Annotated in this window: 16 protein-coding genes; 7 read left to right on the top strand and 9 right to left on the bottom strand. The window is 70.5% G+C overall.

The window, feature by feature from the left end; genetic code table 11:
• The first annotated feature begins 109 nt into the window (after positions 1–109).
• Together OG406_RS19270 and OG406_RS19265 are read left to right on the top strand one after the other, a co-directional pair.
• Entirely contained in the window at positions 110–979 is an 870-nt protein-coding gene (locus tag OG406_RS19270; protein ID WP_329186868.1) for an NUDIX hydrolase, read from the top strand.
• Positions 976–1,806, top strand: coding sequence for an MBL fold metallo-hydrolase (locus OG406_RS19265; RefSeq protein WP_164372862.1), 831 nt, complete (start codon positions 976–978; stop codon positions 1,804–1,806). The genes OG406_RS19270 and OG406_RS19265 overlap by 4 nt, the downstream gene beginning before the upstream one ends.
• Positions 1,807–1,876: 70 nt before the next feature.
• Here OG406_RS19265 and OG406_RS19260 read toward each other — a convergent pair whose 3' ends face one another.
• Positions 1,877–2,551 carry a Crp/Fnr family transcriptional regulator gene (locus tag OG406_RS19260; protein WP_016642758.1) on the bottom strand — a complete coding sequence of 225 codons (675 nt, stop codon included), beginning with the start codon at positions 2,549–2,551 and terminating at the stop codon, positions 1,877–1,879.
• Between the two features lie 357 nt (positions 2,552–2,908).
• Here OG406_RS19260 and nth point away from each other — a divergent pair, with 357 nt between their 5' ends.
• The 3 genes from nth to OG406_RS19245 are packed head-to-tail and all read left to right on the top strand — an operon-like array spanning position 2,909 to position 6,018.
• The gene (gene nth, locus OG406_RS19255) at positions 2,909–4,039 is read left to right on the top strand and encodes an endonuclease III (protein WP_329186864.1); all 1,131 of its coding nucleotides are present in this window, start codon (positions 2,909–2,911) and stop codon (positions 4,037–4,039) included.
• A gap of 52 nt (positions 4,040–4,091) precedes the next feature.
• Positions 4,092–4,805: an NUDIX hydrolase gene (locus tag OG406_RS19250; RefSeq protein ID WP_164372863.1), complete on the top strand. Its 714-nt coding sequence runs from the start codon at positions 4,092–4,094 to the stop codon at positions 4,803–4,805.
• A gap of 13 nt (positions 4,806–4,818) precedes the next feature.
• Complete coding sequence (locus tag OG406_RS19245; RefSeq protein ID WP_081221706.1) at positions 4,819–6,018, top strand: MarP family serine protease; 1,200 nt, start codon at positions 4,819–4,821, stop codon at positions 6,016–6,018.
• A gap of 15 nt (positions 6,019–6,033) precedes the next feature.
• On the opposite strand, the gene OG406_RS19240 is transcribed toward OG406_RS19245, so the two are convergent.
• The 6 genes from OG406_RS19240 to OG406_RS19215 all read right to left on the bottom strand — a co-directional run bounded on the left by OG406_RS19240 (position 6,034) and on the right by OG406_RS19215 (position 14,379).
• Entirely contained in the window at positions 6,034–6,213 is a 180-nt protein-coding gene (locus OG406_RS19240) for a hypothetical protein (RefSeq protein WP_081218523.1), read from the bottom strand.
• 162 nt (positions 6,214–6,375) lie between these two features.
• Positions 6,376–7,326, bottom strand: coding sequence for an alpha/beta fold hydrolase (locus tag OG406_RS19235; RefSeq protein WP_266847632.1), 951 nt, complete (start codon positions 7,324–7,326; stop codon positions 6,376–6,378).
• Positions 7,323–7,799 carry a phage holin family protein gene (locus OG406_RS19230; RefSeq protein WP_267051431.1) on the bottom strand — a complete coding sequence of 159 codons (477 nt, stop codon included), beginning with the start codon at positions 7,797–7,799 and terminating at the stop codon, positions 7,323–7,325. The genes OG406_RS19235 and OG406_RS19230 overlap by 4 nt, the downstream gene beginning before the upstream one ends.
• Positions 7,800–7,842: 43 nt before the next feature.
• Positions 7,843–9,237 carry a Na+/H+ antiporter NhaA gene (nhaA, locus tag OG406_RS19225; protein WP_329186858.1) on the bottom strand — a complete coding sequence of 465 codons (1,395 nt, stop codon included), beginning with the start codon at positions 9,235–9,237 and terminating at the stop codon, positions 7,843–7,845.
• A gap of 352 nt (positions 9,238–9,589) precedes the next feature.
• Complete coding sequence (gene acs / locus OG406_RS19220; RefSeq protein ID WP_329186857.1) at positions 9,590–11,590, bottom strand: acetate--CoA ligase; 2,001 nt, start codon at positions 11,588–11,590, stop codon at positions 9,590–9,592.
• A gap of 416 nt (positions 11,591–12,006) precedes the next feature.
• Positions 12,007–14,379: a SulP family inorganic anion transporter gene (locus tag OG406_RS19215; protein ID WP_329186855.1), complete on the bottom strand. Its 2,373-nt coding sequence runs from the start codon at positions 14,377–14,379 to the stop codon at positions 12,007–12,009.
• Positions 14,380–14,715: 336 nt separating this feature from the next.
• Between OG406_RS19215 and OG406_RS19210 the strand changes: the two genes are divergently transcribed.
• Positions 14,716–15,984: a hypothetical protein gene (locus OG406_RS19210; protein WP_266615350.1), complete on the top strand. Its 1,269-nt coding sequence runs from the start codon at positions 14,716–14,718 to the stop codon at positions 15,982–15,984.
• A 63-nt stretch (positions 15,985–16,047) separates the two neighbouring features.
• Here OG406_RS19210 and OG406_RS19205 read toward each other — a convergent pair whose 3' ends face one another.
• Positions 16,048–17,028, bottom strand: coding sequence for an ATP-binding protein (locus OG406_RS19205; protein WP_329186853.1), 981 nt, complete (start codon positions 17,026–17,028; stop codon positions 16,048–16,050).
• Positions 17,029–17,129: 101 nt separating this feature from the next.
• Here OG406_RS19205 and OG406_RS19200 point away from each other — a divergent pair, with 101 nt between their 5' ends.
• The gene (locus OG406_RS19200) at positions 17,130–17,954 is read left to right on the top strand and encodes a Fic family protein (protein WP_164372871.1); all 825 of its coding nucleotides are present in this window, start codon (positions 17,130–17,132) and stop codon (positions 17,952–17,954) included.
• 443 nt (positions 17,955–18,397) lie between these two features.
• On the opposite strand, the gene OG406_RS19195 is transcribed toward OG406_RS19200, so the two are convergent.
• Complete coding sequence (locus OG406_RS19195; protein WP_081218531.1) at positions 18,398–19,231, bottom strand: HAD family hydrolase; 834 nt, start codon at positions 19,229–19,231, stop codon at positions 18,398–18,400.
• Positions 19,232–19,550: the final 319 nt, after the last annotated feature.

Here is a 19,550-nt window from a genome sequence, read left to right as displayed (position 1 = left end):
GTCCGGGGCGGCGCCCCGGACGGGGTCGGGTAGGGACGGCAGGGGCGAGAAACCGCTTGTGGGGCGGTGGGGTCTCGAACATCCGCCCGGCTCGGGATAGCCTCCGGCCATGGGGAATGGGCAGTGGTTTCCGGCGGAGTGGCCGGATCGGATCCGGGCTCTCACCGAGGGCACGCTGACGCCGGTCACACCCCGGCGCGCGGCCACCGTGATCCTGGTCAAGGACAGCCAGAGCGGCCCTGTGGTGCACATGCTGCGCAGACGCGCCTCCATGGCCTTCGCCGGAGGCGCGTACGCGTATCCCGGTGGCGGTGTCGACCCCCGCGACGACGACCAGCAGGTCCGCTGGGCGGGCCCCACGCGCGCGTGGTGGGCCGAGCGCCTCGGCGTGGACGACACCTCGGCCCAGGCCATCGTCTGCGCGGCCGTACGGGAGACGTACGAGGAGGCGGGCGTCCTGCTCGCCGGCCCGAGCCCGGACTCCGTGGTCGGGGACACCACAGGTGACGACTGGGAGGCGGACCGGGCCGCCCTGGTCGCCCGGGACCTGTCCTTCGCCGAGTTCCTCGACCGCAGGGGTCTCGTGCTCCGCTCGGACCTGCTCGGCGCCTGGGCCCGATGGATCACCCCCGAGTTCGAGTCCCGTCGTTACGACACCTGGTTCTTCGTGGCCGTCCTCCCGGAGGGCCAGCGCACGCGCAACGCCTCCACGGAGGCCGACCGGACCGTGTGGATCCGCCCCGCCGACGCCGCCGCCGGCTACGACAAGGGCGAGCTGCTGATGATGCCGCCCACCATCGCGACGCTGCGGGGCGTCGTCGACCGGGAGAGCGCCGCAGCCGCCCTCGCCGCGGCGGCGGCCCGCGACATGACCCCCGTCCTGGCCGAGGCGCGCCTGGAGGACGGCGAGGTCGTCCTCTCGTGGCCCGGGCACGACGAGTTCACCAAACACATCCCGACGGGCGGAGCCTCCGCATGACCGACGCAGCCGCCCTTCCCGGTCAGCCCCGAGGCGGCGTCCTCTCGGGCTCCGCCACCGCGCGCGCGGTGAACGTCCTCGCCCCCAACGCCTCCGCGATGACCCTGGACGGCACGAACACGTGGATCGTGTCCGAGCCGGACTCCGAACTCGCGGTGGTCATCGACCCGGGGCCCCTGGACGACGGCCACCTGCGGAACGTGCTGGACACGGCCGAGAAGGCCGGCAAGCGCGTCGCGCTGACCCTCCTGACGCACGGGCATCCCGACCACGCCGAGGGCGCGGGACGGTTCGCCGAACTCACCGGCACGAAGGTGCGGGCGCTCGACCCGGCGCTGCGGCTGGGCGACGAGGGGCTCGCGGCGGGCGACGTGATCGGCCTCGGCGGGCTCGAACTCGTCGTCGTCGCCACCCCGGGGCACACCGCCGACTCGCTGTGCTTCCATCTCCCGGCCGATCAGGCCGTGCTGACCGGGGACACCGTCCTGGGCCGCGGTACGACCCTGGTGGCCCATCCCGACGGCCGCCTGGGCGACTATCTCGACTCGCTGCGCCGGCTGCGGTCCCTCACGGTCGACGACGGCGTCCACACGGTGCTGCCCGGGCACGGGCCCGTGCTGGAGGACGCGCAGGGAGCGGTCGAGTTCTATCTCGCCCACCGAGCCCACCGGCTCGCCCAGGTGGAGACGGCGGTCGAGGACGGCCACCGTTCCGCGGAGGCGGTCGTCGCGCACGTCTACGCGGACGTCGACCGGTCCCTGTGGCCCGCCGCCGAACTCTCGGTCCGGGCGCAGATGGAGTACCTGCGCGAGCACGGGCTCATCTAGAGCGGCGCCGACGCCGACGGGGCCCGGTCTCGGGAAGAGACCGGGCCCCGTCGACGTACGGGCGAAGGTGTCAGCGCGAGCGCTTGGCGAGCCGCTCCACGTCGAGCAGGATCACCGCGCGGGCCTCCAGGCGGAGCCAGCCACGGCCCGCGAAGTCGGCGAGCGCCTTGTTGACGGTCTCCCGGGAGGCGCCGACCAGCTGGGCCAACTCCTCCTGCGTGAGGTCGTGCACCACGTGGATGCCCTCTTCCGACTGCACGCCGAAGCGGCGCGAGAGGTCGAGGAGGGCGCGTGCGACACGGCCGGGCACGTCCGAGAAGACCAGGTCGGACATCTGGTCGTTGGTCTTGCGCAGACGCCGGGCGACAGCGCGCAGCAGGGCGGCGGCCACCTCGGGGCGTGCGTTGAGCCAGGGCTGGAGGTCGCCGTGGCCGAGGCCGAGCAGCTTGACCTCGGTGAGGGCGCTGGCGGTCGCCGTACGCGGGCCCGGGTCGAACAGCGACAGCTCGCCGATCAGCTCACCGGGGCCGAGAACGGCCAGCATGTTCTCGCGTCCGTCGGGGGAGGTGCGGTGCAGCTTCACCTTGCCCTCGGTGACCACGTACAGGCGGTCTCCGGGGTCCCCTTCATGGAAGAGAGCATCGCCGCGCGCGAGCGTCACCTCACTCATGGAGGCGCGGAGCTCCGCGGCCTGCTCGTCATCGAGCGCCGCGAAGAGCGGGGCGCGCCGCAGAACGTCGTCCACGAGTTCTCTCCTTGTCGACCTGCTCAGGGGATCTTGTTCCCCCTTGGTACCAGGGGACCGTGTTCCCCATCTTGCCGGACGGTCCAAACAGTGTGATCAGTCACAAGTCTGCCGCACTGGCGTCCCAACGAGTGCGGCAGGGGGCCAATTGGGGGCCGATCTTCAGGGTCCGGGGCGGATGTCGGTGCCGGGCTCTAGGCTGGCCGGGTGTCCAAATCGCCGGTGAGAGCACAGGCCAAGGGGGCTGGGCGGATGGTTGTACGTCGCGATTCCGCTGTGGGCGAACAGGTCCCCGACGGAACCAAAGAGCCGACAAAAGCGGCAGGCTCGACACCGGCGAAAGAGGCCGTCAAGAAGGTGACGGCCACTAAGACAGCCTCCAAGAAGGCGGTCTCCAAGAAGGGTGCTCCTGTGGAGGATGTCTCCGGGAAGGCCGCTCCCGCGCGGAGCGCCACCGGCAAGAGGGCCGCGTCTCCGGCGGCCGCCGCCAAGAAGTCCGTCTCCAAGAAGGCTGCGCCCGCCAAAGCCGCGGCCAAGAAGACGGCGCCCGTGAAGGCCGCGGCCAAGCGAACGGCGCCCGCGAGCAGCGACGGCACCAAGACCGCGGCCAAGAAGAGCGCGCCCGTGAAGGTGGCGGCCAAGAAGACCGCCGTCAAGAAGACCGCCGTCAAGAAGGCCCCGCCCGGGCAGCCCTCCGTCGCCGAGCCGCCGCGCGACGAGTCGCACACCGCTCTCGTCCGCCGGGCGCGCAGGATCAACCGCGAGCTCGCCGAGGTGTATCCGTACGCCCACCCGGAGCTGGACTTCCAGAACCCCTTCCAGCTGATCGTGGCCACGGTGCTGTCCGCGCAGACCACCGACCTCCGGGTGAACCAGACGACCCCGGCGCTGTTCGCCAAGTACCCGACCCCCGAGGACCTCGCCGAGGCCAACGCCGAGGAGGTCGAGGAGATCCTGCGCCCGACCGGGTTCTTCCGGGCCAAGACCAAGTCGGTCATAGGGCTCTCCAAGGCCCTCCGGGACGACTTCGGGGGCGAGGTGCCCGGACGCCTCGAAGACCTCGTCAAGCTGCCCGGAGTGGGCCGCAAGACCGCCTTCGTCGTGCTCGGCAACGCGTTCGGACGACCCGGCATCACGGTGGACACCCACTTCCAGCGGCTGGTGCGGCGCTGGAAGTGGACCGAGCAGACCGAGCCGGACAAGATCGAGGCGGCCGTCGGCGCGCTCTTCCCGAAGGGCGAGTGGACGATGCTGTCGCACCACGTGATCTTCCACGGCCGCCGCATCTGCCATGCTCGCAAGCCGGCCTGCGGCGCCTGCCCCATCGCCCCGCTCTGCCCGGCGTACGGGGAGGGCGAGACCGATCCGGAGAAGGCCAGGAAGCTCCTGAAGTACGAGAAGGGCGGCTTCCCCGGCCAGCGGCTCAACCCCCCGCAGTCCTATCTGGACGCGGGAGGCATCCCCGCACCCCCACTGGGCGCCGGATGACGGAACGAACACGGCCCCGGCGGGCGTTGGGAACAGCAGAACGGGGGTGGCGATGACGCGCACGGGCAACACGCGGGACGCGAGCAACACGCAGGGCGGACAGGTGCAGGTCTCCAAGGACGGGCTGCCCGACTGGCTGGATCCGGTCGCGCACGCCGCGGAGACGGTCGAACCGCTCCAGCTGAGCCGCTTCCTGCCGCCGACGAACGGCACGGGGCGGCAGTCCGCCGTGCTCATCCTGTTCGGCGAGGGCGCGCGCGGCCCGGAGCTGCTCCTCATGGAGCGCGCCGGCACGCTCAGATCGCACGCCGGGCAGCCGTCGTTCCCCGGCGGCGCCCTCGACCCCGAGGACGGCGACCCGGCGGGCGAGGGCCCGCTGCGCGCCGCCCTGCGCGAGGCGGAGGAGGAGACCGGCCTCGACCCGAGCGGTGTCCAGCTCTTCGGCGTCCTGCCCAAGCTCTACATCCCGGTGAGCCACTTCGTGGTGACCCCGGTCCTCGGGTGGTGGCGCCGGCCGACGCCGGTCGGAGTCGTCGACCCGGGCGAGACGGCCCGCGTCTTCACGGTCCCCGTGGCGGATCTCACGGACCCGGCCAACCGTGCGACCACCGTGCACCCCAGCGGACACCGAGGCCCCGCATTTCTGGTCGAATCGGCCCTGGTCTGGGGCTTCACGGCCGGAGTGATCGACAAGATCCTGCACTACGCGGGCTGGGAGCGCCCGTGGGACCGCGAGAAGCAGGTCCCGCTCGACTGGCGCGCATGACAAGGTGACCTCCGTGAATGTGCTGGACATCCTGTTGCTGGTCGCCGCCGTGTGGTTCGCGATCGTGGGCTATCGCCAGGGCTTCGTCGTCGGCATCCTGTCGGTGATCGGCTTCCTGGGCGGCGGCCTCGTCGCCGTCTATCTCCTCCCGGTGATCTGGGGCTGGGCGACCGAGGACAGCAAGGTGAGCACGAGCGCGGCCGTCGTCGCGGTGGTCGTCGTCATCGTCTGCGCCTCCGTCGGCCAGGCGCTCACCACCCACCTCGGCAACAAGCTCCGCCGGTACATCACCTGGTCCCCGGCCCGCGCCCTGGACGCGACGGGCGGCGCCCTCGTGAACGTCCTGGCGATGCTCCTGGTGGCCTGGCTGATCGGCTCGGCCCTCGCGGGCACGACGCTGCCGACGCTCGGCAAGGAGGTCCGCAGCTCCAAGGTGCTCCTCGGCGTGTCGCGGGCGCTGCCCTCGCAGGCCAACACCTGGTTCGCCGACTTCTCCTCGGTCCTCGCGCAGAACGGCTTCCCGCAGGTCTTCAGCCCCTTCGCCAACGAACCCATCACAGAGGTCCGGCCGCCGGATCCCGCGCTCGCCGCCAGCCCCGTCGCCGCCCGCTCGCAGCGCTCCATCGTCAAGGTGATGGGCACCGCCCAGAGCTGCGGCAAGGTCCTCGAAGGCACCGGATTCGTCTTCGGTGACCGCCGGGTGATGACCAACGCCCACGTGGTCGGCGGGGTCGACGAGCCGACGGTCCAGATAGGCGGCGAGGGCCGGAAGTACGAGGCCAAGGTCGTCCTGTACGACTGGGAGCGCGACATCGCCGTCCTCGACGTGCCGGACCTGAAGGCGCCCGCGCTGCGGTTCAGCACCGAGGACGCGAGCAGCGGGGACAGCGCGATCGTGGCGGGCTTCCCGCAGAACGGCTCGTACAACGTGCAGCCGGCGCGCGTGCGGGGCCGCATCACGGCCAACGGGCCGGACATCTACCACCGCAAGACGGTGCGCCGTGACGTGTACTCGCTGTACGCGACGGTCCGTCAGGGCAACTCCGGCGGACCGCTGCTGACACCCGAGGGCAAGGTGTACGGAGTGGTCTTCGCGAAGTCGCTCGACGACGCCGACACCGGCTACGCGCTCACCGCGGACGAGATCCAGAAGGACATCGCCAAGGGGCGGACGGCCAATCAGCAGGTGGACAGCGACAGCTGCGCGCTCTGACCGACGGTCGGGGCGTCAGCCGCGGGGATGGCGGAGCCGTACCGAGACCCAGCGGGCCCGGCGGCGCAGAATGTGCGGAATCCCCACGCGAGGATCGGCACCCGTCAGCTGCGGGGTGCCCCTCTGATGGGAGCTCAGACCCGAGGCCGAGCGGCGATTGCGTGCTGCGTCACTGTAGTCGTGCGTCCAGCCCATACCCCGACGTCTGCCCGGGCCCCAAGGTCCATAACCTCGCCCGCAGCCCCCAATTGGCCTATGCGGCAGGCAATTGGCTGTTCGAGGAACAGGTGTTCACCGTCCGCCCGTGGAGGAGAGATACGGGCCGTGTTCGGACGGTTTCGGAGGGCTGATCGAGGGTCACCGATCGGGTTCCGGATCCTTCAGCCAGTTGATCAGTTCGGTGGAGAACGCGACCGGGTCCTCCTCGTGCGGGAAGTGCCCGAGCCCGTCGAACAGCCGCCAGCGGTAGGGCGCTTCGACGTACTGGCCCGAGCCGGCCGCACTGCGCGTGCGCATCACCGGATCGAGCGAGCCGTGCAGATGCAGGGTCGGTACCCGCACCGGCCGCTTCATGCGCCGGTTGAACTGGATGCCGTCCGGGCGGGCCATGGAGCGCACCATCCAGCGATACGGCTCGACGGAGCAGTGCGCGGTCGACGGGATGCACATGGCCCGGCGGTAGATGTTCACGGCGTCGTCGTCCGGCTGCCGCGGGCCCGACCACTCCCGGACCAGACGGCCCACCAGGGCGCCCTCGTCGGCGACCAGTTGGCGCTCGGGGATCCAGGGACGCTGGAACCCCCAGATGTAGGAGCCCGCCGCGCTCTGCCGGACGTCGGAGAGCATCGCGGACCGCCAGCGGCGCGGATGCGGCATCGACGACACGGCGAGCCGGCGGACCAGCTTGGGCCGCATGACGGCCGCGGTCCACGCCAGGTAGCCGCCCAGGTCGTGCCCGACCAGCGCGGCGTCGGGCTCGCCCAGGGACCGGATGACCCCGGTGATGTCGAGGGCGAGGTTGGCGGGGTCGTAACCGCGCGGGGTGCGGTCACTGCCGCCGACGCCCCGCAGGTCCATGGCCACCGCCCGGAACCCGGCGTCGGCGAGCTCTCCCAGCTGGTGCCGCCACGTCCACCAGAACTGCGGGAAGCCGTGCAGCAGCAGGACGAGCGGCCCGTCGCCGACCTCGGCGATGTGGAAGCGCGCGCCGTTGGCGGCCACGTCCCGATGGGTCACCGCGCGTCCGCCGGGGAGGTCGATCCGAACGGCGGAAGCGGGTTGGGCCGAAGGTGTGGCGGGGTCCGTCATGAGGACGAGCGTGCCACAGCCTTGACGGCGTCCTCGACCGGCGCGGGCCGGGGGTGCGGCTTGGCGTTCGGCAGGACACCCGCCGTCTCCTTCACGGAGGCGGCCACCTTCTGCGGGCCCTGGCTCTTCTTGACCTTCTTCGCGAAGAACAGACCGATCAGTGCGAGAACGGCCGCGACCAGTACGTTCGCCGCGAACGACAGCAGGAAGCAGATCGCGAGGTTCCAGTCGCTCCAGGTCCGGATGCCGTAGGCGAGGGCGAAGCTGAGCATCGGCAGGGAGAAGATCAGCACCCCGATGGCCGCCGAGAACGCGCCGCCACTGGCCGCGCCGCGTTTGACGTCCTGCTTGAGCTGCGCCTTCGCCAGCGCGATCTCGTCGTGCACCAGCGCGGACATCTCGGTCGTCGCCGAGGCGAACAGCTGGCCGATGCTGCGTTCGGCGCCGACCGGGCTGCCGTCGGGTGCACTCATCGCGATCTCCCTCTTCTGCATGTGTTTGTGCCGTCCTGTCAGATCATGCCGGACGGTCGTTCCCCTCGCCTGCCCCACCCGCCACTTCGGCAAGCCTGCGGTGTTCCGCGGCCTTCCGCTCGTAGATCTCGGCCATGCGCAGGTGGTACGCCGGGTTGTCCTGTTCGTAGATGTCGGGGATGCCGTCGAGGTCCTCGTCGCGCTCCTCCGCCTCGCACAGCGCACGGTACTTGGCGTTCCTTATCTTCAGGAGCGCCGTGGCGAGCACGGCCGCGATGAGCGAGCCGATCAGTACGGCCGCCTTCGTCTCGTCGGTGAGGGAGGTGTTGCCGACGAAGGCGAGTTCGCCGATGAGCAGCGAGACGGTGAAGCCGATGCCGGCGAGGGTGGCGACGGCGGCGACGTCGGCCCATTCGAGTTCGTCGCTGAGCGAGGCCCGGGTGAACCGGGCCGTCAGCCACGTACCGCCGAAGATGCCGACGGCCTTGCCGACGACGAGTCCGAGCACGACGCCCAGGGTCTCGGGCCGGGTGAAGACGTCGCCGATGGCTCCGCCGGAGATCTGGACGCCCGCGCTGAACAGGGCGAACAGGGGCACTGCCAGGCCTGCCGACACCGGGCGCACCAGGTGTTCGATGTGCTCGCCGGGGGAGTGGTCCTCGCCTTCGAGCGGGTGACAGCGCAGCATCAGGCCCATCGCGACGCCGGCGATGGTGGCGTGGATGCCGCTGTTGTACATCAGCCCCCAGATGACGAGGGCGAGCGGGACGTAGATGTACCAGCCGCGGACGCCCTTGCGCAGCAGCAGCCAGAAGACGCCGAGACCGACGACGGCCCCGCCGAGTGCCGGGAGGTTGATGGAGTCGGTGAAGAAGACGGCGATGATCAGGATCGCGAAGAGGTCGTCGACGACGGCGAGGGTGAGCAGGAAGGCGCGCAGCGCGGACGGCAACGACGTCCCGATGACGGCGAGTACGGCGAGCGCGAAGGCGATGTCGGTGGCGGTGGGGACGGCCCAGCCGTCGAGGGAGCCGCCGCCGACCACGTTGGTCAGGGCGTAGACGACCGCGGGTACGGCCATGCCGCAGACGGCGGCGACCACGGGCAGCAGCGCGGCCTTGGGGTCGCGCAGGTCCCCGGCGACGAGTTCGCGCTTCAGCTCGATTCCGGCGACGAAGAAGAACACGGCGAGCAGACCGTCGGCCGCCCAGTGCGCCACGGACAGGTCGAGTCCGAGGGCGGCGGGTCCGAAGTGGAAGTGCGAGACGCTCGCGTAGCTGTCCTGCAGGGTGTTGGCCCAGATCAGTGCGGCGACCGCCGAGATCAGCAGGAGGACACCGCCGACGGTCTCGGCGCGCAACGCGTCCGCGACGAAGTTGCGTTCGGGCAGGGACATCCGTCCGAAGAACTTACGGGCGGTGGTGCGGGGCGCGGTCACGGTGAGGACCTCCGGTCGGCAGGCAGGACTGAGCACTCGCCGACCAGACTTCCCGGCACACCATGATGGATCTTGTCGCGTCTTTGACGTTTTGCCTACGGTACCCACCGTACGGCCCGGGTCGGCACCGGGTGTCTTCACATTACGGGGAAATCGGACACGGAGTGGCGTGACGCCGCGCTGGTACCCCTGATCGCGCTCGGGTATCCGGAACCGAGCCGGCGGTGCTTCTCGGTCGAGCCGGAGCCGCTCGAACGCAGCCGGAGGCGCCGGAAACCGCGGAGGGGTGGCGGAGCCCGGAAACCGGATGCTCCGCCACCCCTCCGGGCGGCCGTGCGGGAACGGTGCCGCGTCAGTCCTCGCTGGGCGCGGCGGGCAGCTTGGCCTGGATGAGGTCCATCACCGTGGAGTCGGCGAGGGTGGTGACATCGCCCACGGCCCGGTTCTCGGCGACGTCGCGGAGCAGGCGGCGCATGATCTTGCCGGAGCGCGTCTTGGGCAGTTCGGCGACCGGGAGGACCCGCTTGGGCTTGGCGATGGCGCCGAGGGTGGTGCCGACGTGGTTGCGCAGGTCGGCGACGAGTCCTTCGTCCTCGGCGGTCGCGGTGCCGCGCAGGATGACGAAGGCGACGATGGCCTGTCCGGTGGTCTCGTCCGCGGCGCCCACGACGGCGGCCTCGGCGACCGAGGGGTGGGAGACGAGGGCGGATTCGACCTCGGTGGTCGAGATGTTGTGTCCGGACACGAGCATCACGTCGTCGACGCGGCCCAGCAGCCAGATGTCGCCGTCGTCGTCCTTCTTGGCGCCGTCACCGGCGAAGTACTTGCCCTCGAAGCGCGACCAGTAGGTGTCGAGGAAGCGCTGGTCGTCGCCCCAGATGGTGCGCAGCATAGAGGGCCACGGCTCGGTCAGGACCAGGTAGCCGCCACCGCCGTCGGGTACCTCGTTGGCCTCGTCGTCCACGACGGTCGCGGCGATGCCGGGCAGCGCGCGCTGTGCGGAGCCGGGCTTGGTGTCGGTGACGCCGGGCAGCGGGGAGATCATCATGGCGCCGGTCTCGGTCTGCCACCAGGTGTCGACGATGGGCGTGGTGTCGGCGCCGATGTGCTTGCGGTACCACATCCAGGCCTCGGGGTTGATCGGTTCACCGACCGAGCCGAGGACCCGCAGCGAGGACAGGTCGAACTTCGCGGGGATGTCGTCGCCCCACTTCATGAACGTGCGGATCGCGGTGGGCGCGGTGTAGAGGATCGTCACGCCGTACTTCTGGACGATCTCCCAGAACCGGCCCTGGTGCGGGGTGTCCGGGGTGCCCTCGTAGATGACCTGCGTCGCGCCGTTGGAGAGCGGCCCGTAGGTGATGTACGAGTGTCCGGTGACCCAGCCGATGTCGGCCGTGCACCAGTACACGTCCGTCTCGGGCTTGAGGTCGAAGACCGCGTGGTGCGTGTAGCTGGCCTGGGTGAGGTAGCCGCCGGAGGTGTGCAGGATGCCCTTGGGCTTACCCGTCGTCCCCGAGGTGTAGAGGATGAACAGGGGATGCTCGGCGTCGAAGGCTTCCGGCGTGTGCTCGGCCGACTGCCTGGCGACGATGTCGTGCCACCACACGTCGCGGCCCTCGGTCCAGGCGACGTCCTCGCCCGTACGGCGCACCACCAGCACCTTGTCGACGCCGTCGGCCCGGCTGACGGCGTCGTCGACGGCGGGCTTGAGCGCGGAGGGCTTGCCGCGGCGGTAGCCGCCGTCCGCGGTGATGACCAGCTTCGCGTCGGCGTCCTTGATGCGGGCGGCGATCGCGTCGGCGGAGAAGCCGCCGAAGACCACCGAGTGCGCGGCGCCGATGCGGGCGCAGGCCAGCATCGCGACGACGGCCTCGGGGATCATCGGCAGGTAGACGGCGACCCGGTCGCCCTTGCCGATGCCGAGTTCGGTCAGCGCGTTCGCGGCGCGGCTGACCTCGTCCTTCAGCTCGGCGTAGGTGATCGCGCGGCTGTCGCCGGGCTCGCCCTCGAAGTGGATGGCGACACGGTCGCCGTTGCCGGCCTCGACGTGCCGGTCCACGCAGTTGTACGCGACGTTCAGCTTGCCGTCGGCGAACCACTTCGCGAACGGCGGGTTCGACCAGTCCAGCGTCTCGGTCGGCTCGGTGGCCCAGGTCAGCCGGCGGGCCTGCTCGGCCCAGAAGCCGAGCCTGTCAGCCTTGGCCTGCTCATACGCCTCCGCGGTGACATTGGCGTTCGCCGCCAGGTCGGCGGGCGGCGCGAACCTGCGCTCTTCCTTCAGCAGGTTGGCCAGGCTTTCGTTGCTCACGACATCTCCCTTTCCCAGGGTGTCCGTTGTGTCCCAGGCCACAGCTCATCAGACCGGGGGGCCCGATGACAAGGGTCGACCCCAAATTGGTTTAGACCTATCATCCGTCGCCGCTCCGGCCCGTCGGCCCTGTGGCGCGTCCTCGCCACGGGGTGCGGCCCGGCCGGCCCCCACAAGATCACACGAGGCCCGACGCCCCGGCAGGCGGGGCCACACCCAGATGCACGGACGAGGCGGACACCGGGTTCACGCGCCACCCCGCCCGGCATCGCCGTCCCTCCCCTCGACCGGACGGGTCGTCGAGGGGACTCGGAGGCGGAAGGGGGGAGGGGAGCGGAAGGGGGAGGGGAGGAAGAACGGGCGGTGCGGACGACGAAGGGGAAAGGGGAAAGGGAGACGGCGTCAGGCATCAGACGTGGTGCGCGGCCCCGTCGACCAGGGCCGCGCACCACCGCACCTCACGCCGGGTGACGCAGATCGTCCGCCGTGCCCACGTGACCGAACAGCTCGGCCTCGTCGTCGGCCAGCAGATACGCCTGGGCCTCGCCGACGTGGAAGTACATCCCGTGCAGCTCGAGAGCGCCCTCGTTGAGCGCCCGCGCGACGGAGTCGTGCGCCCGCAGGTGCTCCAACTGCTGCACCACATTGGTCAGGCAGAGCTGCTCGACCGTGTCAGCGGGCGCCCGCCCGGTGAGGCGCGGCGTCGTGCGCCCCTCGTCGGCCATCCGCTCCACGCTCGGCCGCCCGTGCCGCAGCCACCGCTTCAACGGCGTGAGAGCCCCTCCGGGCTCCGACGCCAGCAGCGCCTGCATGGCTCCGCATCCGGAGTGCCCGCACACGGTGATGGACCGCACCTTGAGCACGTCCACGGCGTACTCGATGGCGGCGGCCACCGAGTCGTCCCCGCTCTCCTCGCCGGGCAACGGCACGAGGTTGCCCACGTTCCGCACGACGAACAGGTCACCCGGACCACTGGAGGTGATCATCGACGTGACGAGTCGGGAGTCGGCGCACGTCAGGAACAGTTGGGAGGGTCGCTGTCCCTCCCGCGCGAGTCGGGCCAGCTCCTCGCGCACCAGCGGGGCGGTGTTCCGCTGGAACGCGCTGATGCCGCGCGCCAGTTGGTGCCCACTCGGCCGGGGTTCACGGGTCTCCTCGTCGCGCCCGCCGGACGGGGCGCCGGAGGAGGCGGGTCCCATGGCGCTGGGATCCTCGCAGTGATGGTTCCGCCATGGCGTCCAGGGGCGGCAGCGGCAGTGCGCGGAGTCGGCCGGCTCGGCGATCCGGGTCCCGGCCCGCCCGGTGATCTCCACCGTGCCGCCCTGGGCACTGTGCGCGTTCTGCCAGTCCTGCAGCGACTCGAACGCCGCGTGGTCCATGAACGAGCCGTCCAACTCCACGACGGTGTCGGCCCCGCGAGGGATGAGATGGAGGGCGCGGCTGAGGCGCGGCACCGCCAGGAACGTCAACTGCCCTCGTACGCGGACGTGATGGACTCCCTCCCTCTCTTCGTGCGTGATGCGGGTGCGGGTGAGGCGGTGCAGGGCGACACCGACGGCCACGGCGACTCCCAGCGCCACGCCCTCGAGGACCCCGAGGAACACGACGCCGAGCGTGGTGACGGCGTAGACCAGCACTTCACGGTGGCGGGTGACCGTGCGGATGTGGTGCAGGGACACCATCTGGATGCCGACGGCCATCACCAGGGCGGCGAGCGATGCGAGGGGGATCAGCTCCAGGATCGGGACCATCAGCAGCGCGGCAACTACTACGAAAACGCCGTGCAGCATCGTGGAGTTCCGGCTCACGGCGCCTGCTTGGACATTCGCGGAACTGCGGACGGCGACGCCGGCGACCGGCAGTCCGCCGAGCGCGCCGGAGACGACGTTGGCGGCGCCCTGGCCGAGCAGTTCCCTGTCGAGGGCGGAACGGCCCACGCGGGCCTGGAGTTCCGGTCGGGCGCTCACCAGCTTGTCCACCGCGACGGCACCGAGCAGTGACTGCACGCTGCACACCAGGGTCACGGTGAGGACGGCCGCGGCGACGCCGAGCACCGGACCCTCGGGGAGTCCGGCCAGCGCGTGGCTGCTCCAAGACGGGAGGTCGACCCTGGGCAGGGTCAGTCCGGCGAGCGAGGCGGTCGCCGTGGCGCCGGCGACGGCGACCAGGGCGGCGGGCACCTTGCGCAGCAGTCGGCCGGTGCGCCCGGGCAGGCGCGGCCAGGCGAACAGCAGCACCAGCGTCAGCACGCTCATGGACACCGCGGCGGGCTGCATGCGCGCGACCTGGTCCGGCAGGCCGACGAGGTTGGCGAGGACGGAGCTCTGCGGCACGCCTCCGAGCACGATGTGCAGTTGGGCGACGGCGATGGTGACGCCGATGCCGGCGAGCATGCCGTGCACGATCGCGGGACTGACCGCCAGTGCCGTCCGCGCGACGCGCAGGCAGCCGAGGCCGAGTTGGGTGATGCCGGCGAGCACGGTGATGCCGCAGGTCGCGCGCCAGCCGTAGTGGTGGATCAGCTCGGCGGTGACGACCGTCAGGCCGGCGGCGGGGCCGCTCACCTGGAGTGCCGAGCCGCCGATGCGCCCGGCCACGAGTCCGCCGACGGCGGCGGCGACGAGGCCGGCCTGGAGCGGTGCGCCGGTGGCGAGGGCGATGCCGAGGGACAACGGGAGGGCGATCAGAAAGACCGCGATCGAGGCCGACAGGTCCGCGCTCTCGATGCGGAATCGGCGGGGCGGGGGCGGGGGCGGTGGGGGGCTGTGGGGCTGGTGGGTGTGCGCGGGCCGAGTGGGGTCGGCGGCGCGAGTGGGGACGCAGGCAGACATGTTCCCGTCTCCTCCGGGGCAGCGCGGTCGCGGGACAGGTGATCCCCCGTCCGATTGCGGCGGGGGGCGGGTCGCGGCCGTGGGTCACGGCGTGCAGCGGCGGGATTTTCAACGCTCGGTAAACGGATCGTAATGCAGGGTAAAGGGCTCATGCGGTAAATCGGCGCAAATGGGGCAGTAAATCACCCTCTGGAGTGAAGCGAGCTTTTGATCGGCTTGTCGTACTTATTCCTTCTCGGTCCCGTGAAACCTTGGCGGCGCTGTCGCCCCACAGCTGCACACCAGCCACGAGACGCCCTGACCAGGGTTGACCGACCGAGGAAAAGGAGGGCGGAGATGGCCGCCACCCAGAGGATCGCCGCGGGTGTAGCACTCGCCGCGGCCTGCGCCACGGCGCTCGCCGGTTGCGCGGGCGGTACCCCCCCTTCTCACGCCACGCACACCGTGAAGAAGGCGGAGGGCGCGCCCGCCCCCAAGACCGCGGTCCGTCTGATCGGCGACGGCTCCACCTCGTACACCGGGGCGCAGCCGCACCTGCCCCGGCCCGAGCGGCTGAAGCCCGGCCAGAAGCCGCCGCAGTTCGTGGTCTTCTCCTGGGACGGTGCCGGCGAGGACAGCCAGAAGCTCTTCTCCCACTTCCGGAAGGTCTCCAAGGCCAACAACGCCACGATGACGTACTTCCTCAGCGGCGTGTACATGCTGCCGGAGGACAAGCGGGACCTGTACCGCCCGCCGCAGCACTCGGCCGGCAGCTCGGAGATCGGCTTCAACGACCAGCAGGGCATCGAGGACACCGTGAAGCAGCTGCGCGGCGCGTGGCTGGAGGGCAACGAGATCGGCACCCACTTCAACGGCCACTTCTGCGGCACCGAGGGCGGGGTCGGCCAGTGGTCGGTCGCGGACTGGAAGAGCGAGATCGCCCAGGCGAAGTCGTTCGTGAAGTCCTGGAAGACGAACACGGGCCTGAAGAAGGAATCGGCACTGCCCTTCGACTACGACAAGGAACTCATCGGCGCCCGCACCCCTTGTCTGGAGGGCCGGCAGAACTTCATGAAGGCCGCCCACCAACTGGGCTTCCGATACGACACCAGTGGCGTCAACGACCAGCTCTGGCCGCAGAAGAAGGAGGGCCTGTGGGATCTGTCGATGCAGCTCGTGCCCTTCCCCGGCCACTCCTACGAGCAGCTCACCATGGACTACAACTTCATGGTCAACCAGTCGGGCACCCAGACCCAGGGCGACCCCGACAAGCAGCGGCTCTGGGGCGACCAGATGCGTGACGGCCTGCTCAAGGGCTTCGACCGCGCCTACGACGGGAACCGCGCGCCGCTGGTGATCGGCAACCACTTCGAGTCCTGGAACGGACGCAACTACATGCGTGCCGTCGACGAGGTCGTCGAGCGCGTCTGCACCAAGGCCGAGGTCCGCTGCGTCTCCTTCCGGCAACTCGCCGACTGGTTGGACGCCCAGGACCCGGCCACCGTCGCCAAGCTGCGCGGCCTCACGGTCGGTGAGGCTCCGAAGCAGGGCTGGGCGTCCTTCCTCTCCGGAAGCCCCGCCCCGGCCCCCAAGGGCGTCCCCGGCGCGCCGGCCCTCAAGCAGTAGCGGCGCACCGGTCCGGACCGGCCCCCTGGCTCCTCCCCGGAGGAGCCGGGGCCGCCCGGCCGCTCAGGCCGTGGCCAACGGGCTCCCACCGAGCACGAAGCCGGGGTCGACCTGCTCCGTGAGGTCCGCCCCGGTCCTGGAGTTACCCCAACTGGCCGCGTTCTTCAGGTGGAAGTGCACCATCTGGCGCGTGTACCGGTCCGGGTCGCGCAGCCCGTACGTGGCGTCGGCGGCGGTCCTCAGGCAGGACAGCGCGTGCCGGTTGGTCTCCTCCAGGAGCTCGAACCGGGGCGGCCGGCCCTTCTCCATGGCGCGCACCCAGTCGGAGTGCCCGACCGTCACCAAGAGGTCGTCGCCGACTTCCGCGCGCAGGAAGTCGATGTCGTCCTGGCCCTGCACCTTGTTGCCGACGACCTTGAGGGTGACGCCGAAGTCCTGGGCGTACTCCTTGTACTGGCGGTAGACGGATACCCCCTTCCGGGTCGGCTCGGCGACGAGGAACGTGATGTCGAAACGGGTGAAGAGACCGGAGGCGAAGGAGTCGGAGCCGGCCGTCATGTCCACCACGACGTACTCGCCGGGGCCGTCGACGAGGTGGTTCAGGCAGAGCTCCACCGCGCCGGTCTTGGAGTGGTAGCAGGCGACTCCCAGATCGGCCTCGGTGAACGGGCCGGTGACCATCAAACGGATCGTGCCGCCGTCGAGTTCCACCGGCCGCGCGCAGGCGTCGTACACGGGGTTGGACTCGTCGACCCGCAGCAGCCGCGACCCCTGGCCGGGCGGAGTCGTCTTGATCATCGTCTCGGCGGAGGCGATGCGCGGATTCGTACCGCGCAGGTAGTCCTTGATGAGGGGCAGCCGCTCACCCATCGCGGGGAGGGCCGCGGCCTCCGTCTCCTCCAGGCCGAGCGCCGGCCCCAGATGCTGGTTGATGTCGGCGTCCACGGCGACGACGGGGGCCCCGGAGGCGGCGAGATGGCGGATGAAGAGCGACGACAGGGTGGTCTTGCCACTGCCGCCCTTCCCGACGAAAGCAATTTTCATGTTCACCAAGAGTAGTGCGTTGATCGCATTCCGTGCTCGCACTGCGTGAAGAAGACCACTCCTTCGTGGGGTGTGGCCGCGCAGTGCGTAGGGTCGTACTCATGAGTACGACAGGTGCGACCGCCGATCCGCTCGCGGCTCTGGCCTCGCTTCCCGGGGTGGCCGAGTCCGTGGAGTCCGTCCGCAAGGCCGTGGACCGCGTCTACGGGCACCGCATCATGCGGCGCCGCAGCAACGAGATCACGTCCGAGGCGGCACTGCGCGGCGCGCGCGGTTCCGCGGCGGTGTCCGGAGCCGACTGGGCCCTCGAAGAGGTGCGCCGGCGCACCGACTTCAGCTCGGACGACGAGGCGCGCACGGTCGGCGCGGCTTTGCGGCTGACCGCCGAGGCGGGGCAACTCCTGTCCATCTGGCGGCAGTCGCCCCTGCGGGTGCTGGCCCGGCTTCATCTGGTGGCGGCGGCGGACCAGGGTGACGACACCGGTCGGCCGCGACAGCGCGGCGAACGGGTCGACGAGCCCTTGGTGGAACTGCCGCTGCCGGACGCGGACGAGGTCGCCGGCCGGCTCGAAGGGCTCTCGCAGCTCATCATCGCCGGTGGCTCGGCGCCCGCGCTGGTCACGGCGGCCGTCGTCCACGGTGAGCTGATCGCCCTGCGCCCGTTCACCTCCCGCAACGGGCTGGTCGCGCGCGCGGCCGAACGGATCGTGCTGATCGGAAGCGGTCTCGACCCCAAGTCGATCTGTCCGGTGGAGGTCGGCCACGCGGAGCTGGGTCGCGCGGCCTACGTGGCGGCGCTGGACGGCTACGTCTCCGGTACACCGGAGGGCATGGCGGCCTGGATCGCGCACTGCGGCAAGGCTGTCGAGCTGGGAGCGCGCGAGTCCGCGGCGGTCTGCGAGGCGCTTCAGCGAGGTGCGGCCTAGCGAGAAGGCCGGTGCGGCCCGCGGGCCGGCAGAGGGAAAGACCCTGAACAGGGTTGCGGCGGTACGAGTTCTCGTACCGCCGCTGGCATGTTCACCGGGTTACCAAGCGTCCTCGGATGTTGCCCATCAGGTCGGGAACTTCGGCCCGTCACCTGGTGCGGCTGGCCCGTAATCGACGGGTCGACGTCGCGTGGGTGCTCGATGTTCATGCTCGGTCCGTGGGGCCTTGTTGCGTTCAAAGGTGATCCTCGCGGATGTCCTTGGTCTCGCGGGCCGTTAAACCCTTTGTACTCCTGGTCCGCAGGAAGCGGAACCCCTGGCCGCAGTTCTTTACTTTTAGGTTCAAAGGGTGGGAAAAGGGCGCTCGCGTGTTGCCCGCGCGCGCGTGACGACGCTCGCACGGTCCCGCGCGAGACGCTCACGTCCGCCCGTGGGTGTGCGGATCAGACCGCGGAGGCGCGCCGCCGGCTCGCGTACCAGACGAGCCCGGCCGTCGCGGCCGCCGCTCCTATCGCCGCAGCCGCGACCAGGGCAGGCCGGGGCGGTACGGACAGGTTGGGCAGCCGCTGCTTGAGGCGGACGGGGCGGTGGAAGTCGAGGATCGGCCAGGAGCGGGCGACGGCCTCGCGGCGCAGGGTGCGGTCGGGGTTCACGGCGTGCGGGTGGCCGACGGACTCCAGCATCGGCACGTCGGTCGCCGAGTCGCTGTAGGCGTAGCAGCGGGAGAGGTCGTAGCCCTCGGACGCGGCCAGGTCCTTGATCGCGTCGGCCTTCGTGGGTCCGTACGCGTAGTACTCCACCTCGCCGGTGAAGCAGCCGTCCTCGCCCACGACCATGCGGGTTGCCACCACGCGGTCGGCGCCGAGCAGTTCACCGATCGGCTCGACCACCTCGGCCCCCGACGTGGACACGATCACGACGTCCCGGCCGGCGGTGTGGTGCTCCTCGATGAGGGAGGCGGCCTCGTCGTAGATGATCGGGTCGATGAGGTCGTGGAGCGTCTCGGCGACGATCTCCTTGACCTGCTGAACGTTCCAGCCGCGGCACATCGACGACAGGTACTTGCGCATCCGCTCCATCTGGTCGTGGTCGGCGCCACCGGCCAGGAACACGAACTGGATGTACGCGGTGCGCAAGGCCGCCCTGCGGTTGATCAGTCCGCCTTGGTAGAACGACTTGCTGAACGTGAGCGTGCTCGACTTCGCAATGACCGTCTTGTCCAGGTCAAAGAAGGCGGCTGTACGAGGCAAGGAGTGGTTTTCCACAAGGCTGAGCATAGGGCCCACCATTCGGCGTAAGGTCAGGCGCGTGGGTTTGCCTGAGAAGGCTCTCGGGTACACCATGGAAGTCACGGATCGTTCGCGACCGTGCTAACCCGGTCCGGCTCCTCCCCCCCCGAGTCGGCCCGTGGGGACGACCCCCGCTCTCCCCCCCGGCGGGGGTCGTCGCATGTCCGGATGCGGTTTCTCCCCCTTCTGCGCGGCCTCGGAGCCTCCTCGGCACCGTTCGGGCCGCGCTTTTTTCATGACCATGATCCGTGACTGTGTGTAGTCGCTGGACTGCTCTGCGGAAGCCTTTGCGAGCTCACCGGTATGG

Source organism: Streptomyces sp. NBC_01428 (genome assembly GCF_036231965.1).
Lineage (GTDB): Bacteria > Actinomycetota > Actinomycetes > Streptomycetales > Streptomycetaceae > Streptomyces.
Note: the sequence above shows the minus strand (reverse complement) of the source record. Positions and strands in the feature narration are given on the sequence as shown.

Excerpts from the sequence above, each read along its gene's own strand:
- OG406_RS19240 (WP_081218523.1), bottom strand. The coding sequence starts at position 6,213 with ATGGGCTGGACGCACGACTACAGTGACGCAGCACGCAATCGCCGCTCG.
- OG406_RS19200 (WP_164372871.1), top strand. The coding sequence starts at position 17,130 with ATGAGTACGACAGGTGCGACCGCCGATCCGCTCGCGGCTCTGGCCTCG.
- OG406_RS19250 (WP_164372863.1), top strand. The coding sequence starts at position 4,092 with ATGACGCGCACGGGCAACACGCGGGACGCGAGCAACACGCAGGGCGGA.
- OG406_RS19235 (WP_266847632.1), bottom strand. The coding sequence starts at position 7,326 with ATGACGGACCCCGCCACACCTTCGGCCCAACCCGCTTCCGCCGTTCGG.
- OG406_RS19210 (WP_266615350.1), top strand. The coding sequence starts at position 14,716 with ATGGCCGCCACCCAGAGGATCGCCGCGGGTGTAGCACTCGCCGCGGCC.
- OG406_RS19230 (WP_267051431.1), bottom strand. The coding sequence starts at position 7,799 with ATGAGTGCACCCGACGGCAGCCCGGTCGGCGCCGAACGCAGCATCGGC.
- OG406_RS19215 (WP_329186855.1), bottom strand. The coding sequence starts at position 14,379 with ATGTCTGCCTGCGTCCCCACTCGCGCCGCCGACCCCACTCGGCCCGCG.
- OG406_RS19195 (WP_081218531.1), bottom strand. The coding sequence starts at position 19,231 with ATGCTCAGCCTTGTGGAAAACCACTCCTTGCCTCGTACAGCCGCCTTC.
- OG406_RS19270 (WP_329186868.1), top strand. The coding sequence starts at position 110 with ATGGGGAATGGGCAGTGGTTTCCGGCGGAGTGGCCGGATCGGATCCGG.
- OG406_RS19205 (WP_329186853.1), bottom strand. The coding sequence starts at position 17,028 with ATGAAAATTGCTTTCGTCGGGAAGGGCGGCAGTGGCAAGACCACCCTG.
- OG406_RS19265 (WP_164372862.1), top strand. The coding sequence starts at position 976 with ATGACCGACGCAGCCGCCCTTCCCGGTCAGCCCCGAGGCGGCGTCCTC.